Here is a 14534-nt window from a genome sequence, read left to right as displayed (position 1 = left end):
GTCATTCAGCCTGGAGAATATGGCCGCGGGCATCGAAGCGCGCCAGATGGAGAGGCAAGCCGTTCAGCGCGTCGTGGCGGTCCTTGGTGAACGGCGGGTTGTAGTCGCGTACCAAGCCTGAGTAGGGCCGTAATGTTTCAAGCGCGGCCTGGATGGCTGCATGGTCGATAGACTTGGCCTGCGTCACCGCGCGCGCCAGCAGCTGAATCAAATCGTAAGCTTGTACGCTACCGACCGGGGAAGGCACCGTATCATCGGGGCCGAGGCCATAGCGCTCACGATAGCGCGTGATGAATTTTTTGAGCTGGGGGCGGATATGAGCGCCGTGAATCAGCACGGACTGCACGAAACGCAGATCGACGCGTTGCAGCGCCACTTGCTCTTGTTTCCAGAAATCGGCGCCGGTCAAGCCCCAGTGAGCGAAGATGGGCAGTGGCTTTTCCTGGCGCGCCATCGCCTGAACGATAGCTCGGCTACCTGCCGGATTAGCCACCATCAGCAGGGCTCGGGCACCGTTATCGTTTAAAGCATGTATTTTGGCCTCTATGTCGGGATCGTTGGCCGTGAACCAGTCTATCCCGACACTGCCTGCGGGTAGCTTTTCTATCAGCGGCTTCAGCACCGCCTCGTTGCTGCGACCCCAGGCCGAACGCTCCAGCAATACCGCGACGTGGCCGCCCGACTTGAGCGCGTGTTCGAGCAGAAACGGCGCGACTTCGGTGTCGGTGACCGAGACACGGAACGTATAGCTGGGACGATATTCATGCACCGTTAAACTGCCCCCCGCCGCCCAGGGAATCAGGTAAGGAATTCGCAGGCGATGAATGTCCTCCAGTTCTTCCAGGATCACCGCGCTATGCATGCCGCCGACTACCGCCAGCAACGAGGGCATGGCGGCAAAGAGTTCGAGGTTCTGCCGCCCAACCTCGGGATTAGCGCCATGATCATGCGCGATCACCCGTAGCGGAGCACCCAACAGGCCGCCATCCCGATTGATGTCCTCGACCGCCAGTTGCACGCCGCGAAATATCGAGCCACCCGCTTGGCCGCCGGCCGACGACAAATCGGCATCCAGCCCGATCACCAAGGGTTGGCGAGCGCGCGCTAACGTCGTCCCACTTTGCTTGTCATAGCGCAGTTCATCGGTCTTGGCCAGCAGGTCGTAGCCGACTTCGAAACCGAATTTGTCGGCTATCGGCGCCAGTACAGTGGCGAAACGCTGGCGTTCCTCCGGGGTCAAGGTATGCGTCTCGACCCCCGCGGCGCTTATGGTCTCGATGAATTTGGCTTCGCGGCGGGCTGTTTCCTCACGCTCCCAGACGGTGAGTTCGCGCGCGGTGCGCTGAATCAGGTCGCGCATGTCCGGCGACAGCGTTTCGAATACCCGTTTGCTGGCCGAGAAGGCGTAGCCCAGATAAGCGTGGTTACTCAGTGTCAGATGCTTTTGCACCTCATGAAAGCGCATGCCGACGATGGCTACCAGCGGGTTTTCCTCGCCGTCGACCGCGCCGTCGGCGAGCGCCTGATAGGTGGCGTGAAAGTCGATCGGGATGGCTTTGGCGCCTAAGGTTTCGAACTGGTCGGTAATCAGCTTGCTCTTCATAATACGAATGCGCAGCTTGGCGAAGTCCTCTGGCTTGCGGATCGGCGTATTCGCGGTGAATTGTTTGAAGCCGTTTTCCCAAAAGGTCAGACCGACCAGATCGATGGTTTGAAGCTTGGAAAGCAGCATTTGCCCCGGCTCGCTGTCGAGCATGGCATAAAGCTCTTCGCGCCCTGAGAAATAGAATGGCAAATCGGCATACTGCATCGCCGGAATCGCCGAGCTGAGCTTGGCGGTGGGGGTGAGCAGCAGATCGAGCTCGCCCTTGCGCGCCATTTCCAGCATCTGGTCGTCGTTTCCCAGTTCCTGGTTAGGGTGCACGGTAATCTTGAGCTTGCCGCCGCTACGTTCGTCGATCAGCTCGGAAAATCGTTCGGCCGCCGCATTCAGCGCACTGTCAGCCGCAATGTTGAGGCCCAGGCGCAGAGTACGCACCTGTATCGACGTCTGGCTGACCGGCGACGGTATGGTTGAATTTTCGGGCTTGACCAAATACTGCCACCAGAGCACCGCAGCGGCGAACAGCACAAGTATGCCAAGGATCGCGACTGAATGAACTCTTACATAAAAACCACCCTTAGGTGATGCGCTAACCGATAACGAGGGATGCTTTTCCATTTTTGACACCTCTTTCTAACTGATGGGGCACAAAACTTGTCCATTTAATCTAAAAATCCCCCAAAAGCAGAGTGCTTATTATCACTGCAGTTATTTCTGGTTTGCAAACATGAAATAAATTGTAGGTCTAAATAAATGAAGGTTTATTTTTAGCTATAGATTCAGCCTTATGAAGATTGAACTAAGGCGTGCTCTGATTGTTTTGATGGCATGGAAAATGATTACGTGAGATATCAAACCCAAGCGAAATTGCACGACGGTGATAGCAGTACGTGCGACATGTAAAACAGCATCAAAATAATGGCCATTTAGTGAATGGTAAAACCTCGCTGATCAGTGAGAAAATTGAAAGCTGCTTTTCAACCCTCCGCCTTCCGCGCCAGTTAGTCTGGACGTTAAGAATGGCCGTTTTCAAGAATTGAGCTGCCTTACAGTTGATAGTTACGATGGTTGGCAAATGGCCGATAGCCGCGCAAGCCTGCATACAATACATTGATCCATTCCATTCCATTCCGGTATGGGTGGTATGCGGGGCCTGATTTTCTTCGTGGGGATAGGGATTTTCTTCTAATTCGCAGGCCTTGAAGCCTCGCGTTAATCGCATTGTGCTATTCGCGACTGCTCCGTTTCCTTGGGCTCAGACCAAATCGAGTTGCGCGCTAGGCATTTTGCCGGGCGGGCGAATCAATTTGCCGCGCCCGCAAGGCTTTTAGGTTTATCTGCGCGGCTTGGCAGGCTTGCGCGCAAGCTAAAAAGTCTTGCGACGATAGCAAAAGACCTCGTGCGCGAGCTTAAACGCGTTGCGCGCAAGGCTTTTAGGTGTATTCGTGCGGCTTGGCAGGTTTGCACGCAAGCTAAAAAGTCTTGCGACGATAGCAAAAGACAGAATGCGCGAGCTTAAACGCTGGAAGGGCTTTTGGCCGGACTCCGTGCACCATTAGCAGGCACAGCCGGATGGAGCTACCCGCCGGTTCTGCTCCCAGACACCCATGCCGTTAAGTTAAGCCGTTCGTGGTCGACCGCATGGATGCAGACGCTGGGCACGCAGGAGAGTTGCCGAGAATCTGTCGAACCATGATCGGCGCAACCATTCACCCTTCGACACGTTCAGTATCCTTAGGGCATAAAGGCGAATGGTTAAGCCTTAACTTAATGGTGTTGCGGGGAGGGCTAGAGTGAGCGAATCAATAAACCGAAATTCGACGTGTATTAACTAGACATCGAACAGTGATGATCATTTTGGCGTTTGCGCTTTATGGCTGAAAACGCGAAAATCCATTTAATTCAATTTTTTCGAGAATAGCCGACACGTCAACCTTGTCCAGTCACGGCGACGTCCATATTCCAGAAACCCTTATCCACGCTCGCGTTACGAACGGCGATCACCTGGTGCCGGGCCGGGCTTGAATTTGCAGATGCGTTACATTTGGCGGCATCAAAACAGTGCCATGCGTTTGTGACATTTGATGATCTTAAATTTGCTCGTCGCGGCCAACGGTTTAATTTGTTGCCCCTTTGCGAAATACCTAAATAGCGCGGCAATCTGTGATGTATTGAATTCGAGTTTCGGAAATCCTTGGCTCGGTGCTGACTGTGACCGAAAAACCGGTGGTGTCCGTGCCGCAACAGGTTTTAGTCGCGGCGCCGAAAGGGTTTACGGTGGTTAAAGAGAGCTATATCGATTTGCTGCGCAACGGTCAGCAAACCCACGACTTGGGCTGGTGATTTAACGAAGATACCTGGAGCGAGTATCGCGACAAGGTCCGGCAAGTGGCGCTCGAACCGCTACCGGACGGCATTTATTTGCTGCAAGCGGTGCAAGGCAAGAACGAAGTGCAGTCCTGATTCAGGTCGGCAGTCGCGTCGGCGACTGCTGACAGGCTTTTGCCTTTCCGGTTATGTCTCAATTGTCGATAAGTTGGCCCGTATTGCATTGAGAATGGTCGGGTAGTCGAAATTTTCAGCCAACCGCATCAGGGTTTTGTAGAGGATTAAATCATAGGGGAGAACCTGCCCGATGATGGTACCGATATGTTCCTGTTCCAGGCTTTCCAACGCATTGATGAGTTCGCTACGCAATTCCTGGGGCAAAGCCGTAAGCATCTCTGCCGTCAATGGCTCTACTCCGGTTATGTATGTCGGGTGCTTGTCGGCGTAGATGTATTGCACGCCCAGTTGTCGGGCAAGGCAGTCGTAAATTTCATCGAAGCGGTAAGGTTTGCGCACGAAATCGTCCATGCCGACATCAAACATTTCCTGTTGTTGTTCATTGAAGGCCGAGGCGGTGACGGCGACGATTTTGACGGTTTGCCCCTCCGGCAATTGACGCAGGCGTTTGGTCGCTTCGATACCGTCCATCACCGGCATGCGCCTGTCCATCCAGATTAAAGCGGGGCGCCAGTCCTGGAACGATTCCAGACATTGCTGACCATTCTCCACTACTTTCACCTCTAGCCCAATATCGGCCATCAGCTGAGTGAGCAGCAACTGATTCTCCCGTTGATCCTCGACAATCATGATCCGATACCGGGGTTGGCCTGGGGACAGGCCCACCACTTCACCGGGTTTGCGGATTTCCGCTCCGAGAATTTCGTCAGCACTTGCCAATGCCAACGGTAAATCCACCCGGAATACCGCTCCCTTGCCGAGGGTACTCTCGACGGTGATGCCGCCGCCCATCATTTGTACGAACTGACGGGTGATGGTCAGCCCCAGGCCGGTGCCCTGCTGGGCGTCTGCATCCCCCAATTGTACGAAAGGCTCGAACAGGCGCTGTTGATCTTCTTGCGCGATGCCTGGCCCCGTATCTTCGACTTCGACCAACAGGTGTTGGCGAGCATTGTTCTTGACCCCCAGACGCAGCGTCACGCCGCCCTGCTCTGTGCATTTCACGGCGTTGTTGATCAGGTTGATGATGATTTGGCGAATGCGGGCTTCATCGCCTTTGATATAGCGGGGGAACTCGGACGACTGATCCAGCACCAGCAGCAGGCTTTTCTCCTGGGCGCGGATCTGCATCATCTCGGTGACATCCCGCACCATGCTGCCCAGGTCGAAGGGCGCAATCTCCAGTTTAAGTCTACCGGCTTCGATCTTGGCAACTTCCAACACATCGTTGATCAGGGTCAACAGATGTTCGCCGCTGCGATTGATGATGTCCAGGTTTTCGCGCTGTTTTTCGGTCAGTTGCGGATCGCGGCGCAGCAGACCGGAGAAACCCAGAATGGCATTCATCGGCGTGCGCAGTTCGTGGCTCATGTTGGCCAGGAATACGCTCTTGGCCTTGTTCGCCGCCTCGGCGGCATCCCGCGCCAGCAACAGTTCCGCGGTACGTTGCTCCACCGTTTCTTCCAACTGGTCCTTGTAACGTAACAGCTCTGTCTCCGCCAGCTTACGCTCGGTAATATCCAATGAGGTGCCGATAAAGCGCAACGGACGACCATCCTTATCAAAATAAGGCTCGCCGCGTTCATAGATGTATTTCACCCGGTGATCCGGGAACAGCAGTCGATGCTCGATTTGATACAAGCTCTTATCGATGATCGCTTGGTTATAAGCTAGTGCCACCTTGTCCCGATCTTCGGGATGCACCGTTTCAAGGAATGCGGCAAACGTTGCTTCAAACTGCGTCTTGTCGATCTCCCATATGCGGAATATTTCGTCACTCCAGCTCAACACATCGTTGAGCATATCGAGGTCCCAGCTACCGATGTGGCCAATACGTTGCGCCTCCTCCAGGGCCGACTGACTGCGTTCCATGGCCTCCTGTATCCGCTTGCGCTCAGTGATGTCCATGTTGGTACCTATCATGCGCAAGGGCTTGCCCCCGCTATTTTGTATCGTCTGCGAGTCTGCCTTGATATAGCGGATGGAGCCATCCGGACGAATGATGCGGAATTCGGGCGCGTACTCGCGTTCACCCAGCAAGGCTGCCTGAATTTCTCTATCGATATGCGCCTTGTCATCGGGATGTACTGTACTTATCCAGGCATCGTAAGCCCCGCCGAAGTCCGCTTTTTTAATGCCGTAAAGCTGGTACATCGAGTCATCCCATGCCAACTCGTTCTCGACGATATTCCAGTCCCATATGCCGATATTTGCAGCACGCGCAGCCAGTTGCAGCCGCTCGGCGGAAAGACGCAAAGCCTCTTCGGTTTGTTTGCGTTCGGTGATGTCCTGTATTGTTACGGCCAGACCGTTTCCAGATCGTACAAATCTTCGCTTTGCCCAGCCAATTTTCATCATACTCTCGGGCGAAACTTTAATTTCATCTTCATAGAATCCCGAAGTCATCGCGCTCAGGAAAACGTTTATCAATTCATTAAAAAAAATCTCCGGGTATAAATTTGAAAGATTGGCTTGTATGAGTTGAGATTGGGGGACGCCATAAAATTCTGCGCCGCGCTGGTTGCAGTCAACCAGTTGAAAGTCTGTGATGGAGCCGTTTCTGTCACGTAAGGCTTCATACATGTAAAAGCCTTCATTCCCGCCTTCCGTCGCAAGTCGGTAGGCCTTGCGCTGTTCAAACTCTTGGAATCTTCTCTTGGCAATCCGCAAAGACATCCCGGTCGCTACAATCGCCAACAGAAATGTGAGGACGCTTCCGACGCTGGCCGCTGACCGATAGGTTGACCACCTGGCCTGGTAGGGGGCGAAGTAATCCATTTCCGGAATCCCCACCATCGCGACCAAGTAATAGTCTTTTAAGGTCCTCCAGGCGACATAGCGCGCCAGATTATCTCCAAACCGAGAGTCTTCGCTTAGGAACGTAGCGCCTTCAGGTGTCGTAAATAGCGGGATCGTTCGCAGCTCGGGTAAGCTTGAATCCTGAGCTTGGTTGCCGATCCTTATCGAACGCAGAACGCCGTCCAGGCCAGCTACTGCGAGCAATCCTGATTTACCGGGGAAAGCGCCAGCAAAGAACGCTGTCAGATAATCAGGGTCAAAGGCAACATAGGCCACGCCGTTAAATGCTCCCTGCGGCGTATTCAATCTACGTGTAAATGGGATAACAGGCCTGTCCCTCGATCTCGATATGATTGGCCTACCTACCAAGAGTAGATTGGTGTCGTCGTTTTTATGAAAGACAAAATAATCCCGATCTGCAAAAGTCACATCTTTCGGAATCGGGAAGGTACTGGTAACCGGCAAACCATTCTGATCGATGATTGTCACGTTCAAGATGTCAGCACCTCTAAAAATACCGCCCTGTGCCAATTCCGGAAGATTTAGATTTTCTTGGGACTTTTCCAAGTTGTATTGCAACTGCAGAGTGATTTGATTTGCCCGGTCAATAACTTGAGTGAGATATTTTTCATAATCCATACTCAACTGGGTGGCTTCTTCAAGCGCTTTTTTCTCGACATTGTGTTTTTCTGTGTCGATCGTCGAGTTGACCCAATACCATAACGCCGTCACGAATAGGAGAGAGAGGATAGGCCACGCAAGGATTTGAAGAATGCCACCCCTCAGAAACTCAAGTCTGGAGAATGCAATTTCCGTGTGTTTGATTGGTTTCTGAAAATTCATTTCTATGTTACGGGTTACAAAAGAGACTCTTGTCAAATTTGAACATCATTCTTCCGCTGTGGCACAACGATCCACAAACGGCATAGCATCAAACAATATTATAGGGGGCTAAAATAAACACTCATGAAGTATTCATGGCCGGTTGAACTTATTACCCATAATAAATTTTGATTCGTAAGCTGCTTCAGCTAAACCAAAAAGCCCGTCTGCACCCCAGGGATGCGAGCACAGTGCCATGGATGGCAAGCTAAGAGCTATCCATGCAGCCTGGATTTCGGCAAGCCCTGCCGAAATGACGACATACGGGAAGCTCCTTTGTATTAGCTGAAGCAAGCTTGCTAAGCAGGTAATAAATTTGATTGCGCGGCTCACTGACTTGATTGAGGAAAATATGATGAGCAACAAACCGTTTTTGATAGCGATGGTTGGAGTTGCTGCCGCGTTGGCTGGTAATGGGGCGGTCGCTGAAGATGCCTATGTAGCGGAGGCCAAGGCCCATGTGACGAAGGTATCGAAGCCGAACCCTTCGTGGGATGGCCCCACCTCCGGACCAATTGCGCAACCCAATAAATTGGTGATTTACGTGTCGGCAGACCAGAATAACGGAGGAGCACGAGGGGTTGGGCGATCAGCCGGGGAAGCGGCAAAGACTCTAGGCTGGAGTTTTCGTTTGATCGATGGACAAAGTACCGTGTTAGGCAGAAGGGATGCCTTGAAGCAAGCGGCTGCCCTCAATCCCGATGGCATCGTGCTCGGCGCTATAGATGCCGTTGAGCAGGCGGATACGATCCGCGAAATAGCGGCTAAGGGTATCGAAATGGTGGGTTGGCATGCCTGGGGAAAGCCGGGTCCGGACCATGACCTGCCGATCTTCACCAATATCGCTACCGAACCGACCGAGGTCGGCAAGGCTGCCGCCATGTACGCAGTGGCCGATTCCGATGGTAAGGCGGGAGTGGTCATCTTCAGCGATCCCATCTACGCCATTGCCAATGTAAAGACAAAGGCCATGATCGACGCCCTGCACGAATGCGCTGAATGCAGTGTGCTGATGGTTGACACTACCCCTCTGAAGGATACCGCAACAGCCATGCCGCAGCGCACGGCTTGGCTGTTGCAACACTATGGCAAAAAATGGACGTATTCAATAGCCGTCAATGATCTCTGGTTTGATGCCATGCCTCCCACCTTTATCGCCGCCGCAATTCCCGGCAACGGTTATCCAAGGAACATATCCGCAGGCGATGGCAGCGAATTGGCCTTCAATCGGATTCGTAAAAACCACTACCAATTTGGGACGGTAGCTGAACCTTTGCGCTTACACGGATGGCAATCCATAGACGAGTTGAATCGCGCTTTTGCGGGACAGCCACCAAGCGGCTATTCAGCACCGGTTCACCTCGTGACAAAAGCCAACATTGAATTCGATGGCGGTCCGAGTAATGAATTCGATCCGGATAACGGTTATCGGGATAAGTACAAAAAAATCTGGGGAGTGAAGTAAAAATAATCATTGATTCTTGAAATTTGAATGGGACAAATCGTTAAATTCCGTAATCAACAGACCCGTTATAAATAGAGTCAGGCAGTGAAAAGATGAATTTATATCGAGGTGACAAACGGCGCCGGTTTTGCCCGCTGAACTGTAATCCAACTTGCCTAGCATAGAACAGATAGAGCAGGAGTTGGGCGGTTTATTGCAATAAAAACCAGCGCAAACCCTTCTGCAATTTGTATCGCTGTGGACTGGCGAATCCAGGGTATTCATCTGGTCAGAATTGGTGATGGGTGTTTATTTTCGCCAATAAAAAGCTATTCTACAGCGAGCAACCTGCACCATGAGCGTCTTGGGTTAAGCAAAGGAATCCAGTCAATTAAAAATCATTAGCCGGGAGACGGTCACATGTACAAGTTTATGAACGCACTCACGCGCAAATCTTTGTCGATACACGCTGGCTGGTTGTTGCTGTTGTTAATCACGCCATTTTGTGTTTTCGCCGGCAGCCCATTCTATTTAACCGCCGAACGCAGCTTCACCAACACCGAAGCCCCCAACATCCGCCTGGATTACACCCTCACCGACCAGCCCATGTTGCTCCGAGTGCTGAAAGCCAATAACCTGGAAACCTTCCTGGACGGCCAATTCAACGTCAGCCGCAGTTACGAGCAGCCAGTCAGCGAGCTCAATCCCGGCCATTATTTCGCCAAAGGTCTCAACAACGCCCAATCGCCATTAAAGCTGTTGCGCGGCATGCTGGATGTCGAGTTTCGTAAATCCTTGAAAGAAACCAATTTTAGCGGCTCGGTACTGACCGTCACCGAAAAGCCGCTGGTGTCGGTGCCGCAGCAGGTTTTAGTCGCGCCGCCGAAAGGTTTTACGGTGGTTAAAGAGAGCTATATCGATTTGCTGCGCAACGGCCAGCAAACCCACGACTTGGGCTGGTGGTTTAACGAAGACACCTGGAGCGAGCATCGCTACAAGGTCCGCCAGGTCGCGCTCGACCCATTGCCGGATGGCATTTATTTACTGCAAGCGGTGCAAGGCAAGAACGAGGCGCAATGCCTGGTTCAGGTCAGCAGTCTGGCGGTGCAGGTTAAGCAATCCAGTGAACAATTGCTGGTGCGTGCGATGAACCGCGATTTACAGCCCCTGGCTGGCGCCAAAGTCAGTTACCGCGATGGTCGTGGTCGCTGGCAAACCTTGTCGACCAGCACCAACTCCGCTGGCGAATTGAGCTTTAACAATCCAGATGGCGTGTTGGACGGTAAGTTACTGGTGCGCGTGGACGCGCCGGCAGCTAAACCCGGCGAAGCGGCGCGTACCGCATTGACTGCTACCGATTTTCTGCCGACGCAAACCAAGGACGACGCGGTATTCGTGATGACAGACCGGCCAATCTTCAAGCCGGGCGAAACTTTTTTCTACAAAGGCATCGTCCGCAATTTGCAGGACGGCCAGTTGCGGATTCCGGCTTTTCAATCCAAACAAACCGATGTGTCGCTGATCCGCGCCGACGGCAACGCCACTGGCTTGCAAGGCCAAACCCAGCTAAGCGATTTCGGCTCGTTTTCCGGCAGCTTCGATCTCGATCCCGGTCAGACGCCGGGCTTGTATCGCTTGTTGGCCGAGATTGATCACAAAGCCTACGGCGGCGAGTTTCGGGTGCGCGATTACATCAAACCCACGTTTTACCTGGAATGGCTGGATCGCAGCCCGGTGGTGCAAGCCGGTCAACCGTTTAAACTAAAATTCCGTGCCAAACGCTACAGCGGCGGCGTACCGCAGAACGTCAAATTTGAAGTATTTCTGTACCGGAAAAAGTTCGAAGCGCCGCAATTTGTCACGGAAGCCGGAGCCGGTTTAGCCGCCGGCAACGACTATTTCGGCCAGGTTAAATCCGCCGCGCCACTGACGCAACCGCAACGGCTGTACAGCTCAATCGAAGAGCGCCAAGCCGTCGATGCCAGCAATCCTTGGGAAACCGCCGCCAAACTGGATGAAAGCGGCGACGGCAGTTTTGAGTTTACCGTGCCGGCAGCCGACCAGGAAAAGCCTGATCAGGAATGGATTTATTCCTTAATGGTGCGCGCTCAGGATGCGGCGGGCGGCAATGCGATTTTAACTGACAGCATCTACGCCACCTTGTCCGAAGCGCAACCGGCCGTGCGTTTTAATAAAACCGTCGCGGCTGTTGGCGATCAGGATTTGCAATTGCTGTTGCAATCCAGCTATGCCGACGGCAAACCAGCCGCCAAAGCCGGCGGCGTGGTCGATGTGATGCTGGAGCAACCCGGCAGCGATAAGCGCAGCTTGGTGAAACTGGATTTTGCGACCGACGAGCGTGGTCAGCAAAAATTGACCATTCCGGCTTTAAAAGAATTTGGCCGGCTGACTGCCGTTGCGCGTTTGGAAAGCCTGGATGGGCGCAAGTTAAACCATCCGGCCAACTCCCAACCCAGCACCTTAATCGTCGCCGGCAGCGGCGGCGAAGCGGTGGCCGACAATCCGGAACTGGAGCTGTACACGCCCACCACTATCCTCAGCCCCGGCGAACAAGCCAAGGTGTTTGCCTTGTTGCCCAAGGCTTGGGGCAATAACGAGAGCGGCGCAATTTGGGAAACCGTGGCCGGCGCGCGTTTGTTCGACAGCCGCAGCGCACAAGCCCAGGGCCGCAGCCGCTGGTTTGACGTGACCGCCAAGCCCGAATACGGCACTGGCTTTTACCACACCGTGACGGTGCCGGTGGCCGGCGGCAAGTATAAGGAACAAACGCTGGGCTTTAGAATCGTGCCTTGGGAGAAGCGTTTGCAGATTGCCATCGAGCCGGAAAAAGCCGAAACCGAGCCGCTGAAACCGACCCAAATCAAGCTGCAAGTCAAACGCGCGGACGGCAGCCCGGCTGCGAACACCGAAATCGCAGTGTCCATCGTCGACCGGGCCGTGTATGCGGTGCAGGCCGAATTCCGTCCCGGCATCTTCGACTTTTTCTATCCGCTGCAACGCAGCAATTTAGCGACCTTCTATTCCGACGATCTGCAAGGCTACGGCTACGCCGACTTGCTGCGTAAACCCAATTTCTCGCTCAGCGCCTTGAAGAGCCAAAGCAAGTTGGCGAAAAAAGCCATGCGCGATACCGCCGGTTGGTTTCCGCATGTTGTTACCGACGCCAAAGGTAACGCCACTATCGACGTAGACATGCCGGCTAATATCACCGAATGGCTGGTCACTGCAGTAGCCAGCGACAAAGATGGCCGCATCGGCGAAACCACCGGCCAGTTCCGCAGTGTCACCGATGTGGCGGTAGACATGGTCGGCCCGCAATTCTTGCGACAAGGCGACGAAGTGGACGTGGCGGTGAAACTGACCAATCACTTGGCCCAGCCGGTAAAACTGACCGGTAGCATCAGCTTGCCCGACACATTGCCTTTGCAAAGCGGCGAAACGGCACCCCAAGCCGAACTAGCCGCCAAAGCCGAGCAATTGTGGCCCTTACGCTTAACTGCCAACGATCGGCAAGGTGCACCGGCGCTTAAGGTGGCTTTAACAGCGCCGGCTGGTGTGCGAGTCGGTGGTGCCGAGGAATTTGAGATTCCGTTAAAAGCCGCCGCGCTGCCGCAGGTTTACAGCAGTAGTCAGCAGGACAATCTGCTACGTATCGATTTGCCTGCGCAATCTCAGCCTCGGCAAGTAACGGTACGGGTCAATTCCGGCCTGCTGGGCGCTGCGCTGCAGGCCGCGTCTATGCTGGTGCAATACCCTTACGGTTGCACCGAGCAGCTGGCGCACAGTACCGTGCCGAATCTGGTATTAATGGATTTGATCGAGCGTGCAGGCCTGAAACCCGAGCAACTGGGTCCGTTGGAAAAGTCTCTGCAACGCGCCAAGCAAAACGCGGCGCTGGGCATCCGTAAACTGATTCAAAACCAGAAAACCGATGGCGGGTTTGCCTTGTGGCCCAGCGACAGCGAGGCCACTGTACCGGTGACCTTGATCGCAATGCAAGCCTTGAAATACGCCAACGACTTGCAAGTGGAAGGCGTGAATAACGCCTATTTCAAAGGCATGGATTGGCTGAACAATCACGCCGAAAGCAATCCGGTGGCGGACGGGTTTGTGTTGAGCGGCTTCGCGACAGTCGGTTATGCCTATAACGCGCCCTGGCAACAGCAAGCCGATTTTGTCGAAAAAGTCATTGCCGACGCTAAAGCTGGCGCGGGTGATTTGATAGCCGCGCTGCGTATCGTCAAAGCCTACGAGAGTCAAAACTGGCACAGCTTCAATCAGCAGTTTAAGGATAGACCGCAGCTGAAAAGCGATCTGCTCAAACGCTTACAACTGGCGCTGGATGTTTTTGAACCAGCCAATTATCAGCAACAGCGCGGCGAGTTGTATAACAGCTTGGGCTTTGGCTTTGGTGTACCCAGCTTGATCTCCGCTGGCCTGGGTGCGTTAAACGATGCCCAGGCCTTGCCGCCGGCACTGGAAGCCAAGCTGAAACGCTGGTTGTTGCAAGCCCAGCAAAACGGCTACTGGCAATCGACTTACGACACCGCTCAGGTGATTTTCAACAGCCGCGAATTGTTATCTAAGGAAGCGGCGGCAGCGGCCAAGCAGAACGCCCGCAACATTACGGTAACCAGCAAAGACGGCTTTGCGATGGGTGCGTTGCAACGCATCCCCGGCGGCTATCTGGGCAACTTCAACCGCTTTGGCGACAGCCCGGACCTCAGCGAAATTCATCTCGCCGAGTTGAATGCCGATGAAATTGCCAGCGCCACCGTCAGTGTCGAAGTGCCCTATCCAGCCGTCGCCGCCCGCGCCGCCGGTCTGGAGGTGCAACGCAACTTCCGCCGCATCACCGCCAAAGGCAGCGAGTTAATCGACATGAGCCAAGCCTTGAAACCCGGCGATGTGGTGGTCAGCGAAGTGCGCGTCAAACGTAGCGCCGACGCCGGTCGGCCGGCACCCGGCAGCGAATTTGTGGTAATCGAAGACGGTATCCCCAGCTTAGCGGAAGGCCAGGAAAACGATGAAACCTACTTGGCCGACGCCAAAATCCAGCCCAAAGACGACAGCTACTGGGCCAATATCAAGGAAACCCAGCGCTACCCTGACCGCATCGTCCGCGTCGCCAAACTACAATCTGCTGGCGAATTGACCTTGTATCAAGTTTGGCGCGTCGCTAGAGCAGGTAGTGCGTCGATCCCCCCTGCTAGTGGGTTTGACATGTATAACGAGGGGGTGGAGGGGAATAGTTTGGCGGGGAGGGTGAGTGTTAAGTAG

At 54.0% G+C, this 14534-nt stretch carries 5 protein-coding genes; 3 read left to right on the top strand and 2 right to left on the bottom strand.

Features of this window, described 5'->3' with window-relative positions; all coding sequences use genetic code 11:
• Window position 1: 1 nt before the first annotated feature.
• Window positions 2-2221, bottom strand: a complete 2220-nt coding sequence (locus A1332_RS12440; protein WP_082879675.1) for a DctP family TRAP transporter solute-binding subunit — start codon at window positions 2219-2221, stop codon at window positions 2-4.
• 1593 nt (window positions 2222-3814) lie between these two features.
• Between A1332_RS12440 and A1332_RS26315 the strand changes: the two genes are divergently transcribed.
• Entirely contained in the window at window positions 3815-3946 is a 132-nt protein-coding gene (locus A1332_RS26315) for a hypothetical protein (RefSeq protein ID WP_269454659.1), read from the top strand.
• Between the two features lie 171 nt (window positions 3947-4117).
• Here the strand turns inward: A1332_RS26315 and A1332_RS12430 are convergent, their stop codons facing one another.
• On the bottom strand, window positions 4118-7750 hold the full coding sequence (locus A1332_RS12430) for a PAS domain-containing protein (RefSeq protein ID WP_082879674.1): 3633 nt from the start codon (window positions 7748-7750) through the stop codon (window positions 4118-4120).
• A 391-nt stretch (window positions 7751-8141) separates the two neighbouring features.
• Between A1332_RS12430 and A1332_RS12425 the strand changes: the two genes are divergently transcribed.
• Both A1332_RS12425 and A1332_RS12420 read left to right on the top strand, forming a co-directional pair.
• A complete protein-coding gene (locus tag A1332_RS12425) occupies window positions 8142-9254 on the top strand; it encodes a substrate-binding domain-containing protein (protein WP_157204007.1) in 1113 nt (370 codons plus the stop codon).
• Between the two features lie 399 nt (window positions 9255-9653).
• Complete coding sequence (locus A1332_RS12420) at window positions 9654-14534, top strand: alpha-2-macroglobulin family protein (RefSeq protein WP_064008806.1); 4881 nt, start codon at window positions 9654-9656, stop codon at window positions 14532-14534.

The organism is Methylomonas methanica, from assembly GCF_001644035.1.
Lineage (GTDB): Bacteria > Pseudomonadota > Gammaproteobacteria > Methylococcales > Methylomonadaceae > Methylomonas > Methylomonas methanica_A.
The sequence above is the reverse complement of the archived record's forward strand: the minus strand, read 5'-3'. Positions and strand labels throughout refer to the sequence as shown.

Bases quoted from the DNA above. Each gene is read 5' to 3' on its own strand.
- A1332_RS12440 (WP_082879675.1), bottom strand. From the start codon at position 2,221: ATGGAAAAGCATCCCTCGTTATCGGTTAGCGCATCACCTAAGGGTGGT.
- A1332_RS12430 (WP_082879674.1), bottom strand. From the start codon at position 7,750: ATGAATTTTCAGAAACCAATCAAACACACGGAAATTGCATTCTCCAGA.
- A1332_RS12425 (WP_157204007.1), top strand. From the start codon at position 8,142: ATGATGAGCAACAAACCGTTTTTGATAGCGATGGTTGGAGTTGCTGCC.
- A1332_RS12420 (WP_064008806.1), top strand. From the start codon at position 9,654: ATGTACAAGTTTATGAACGCACTCACGCGCAAATCTTTGTCGATACAC.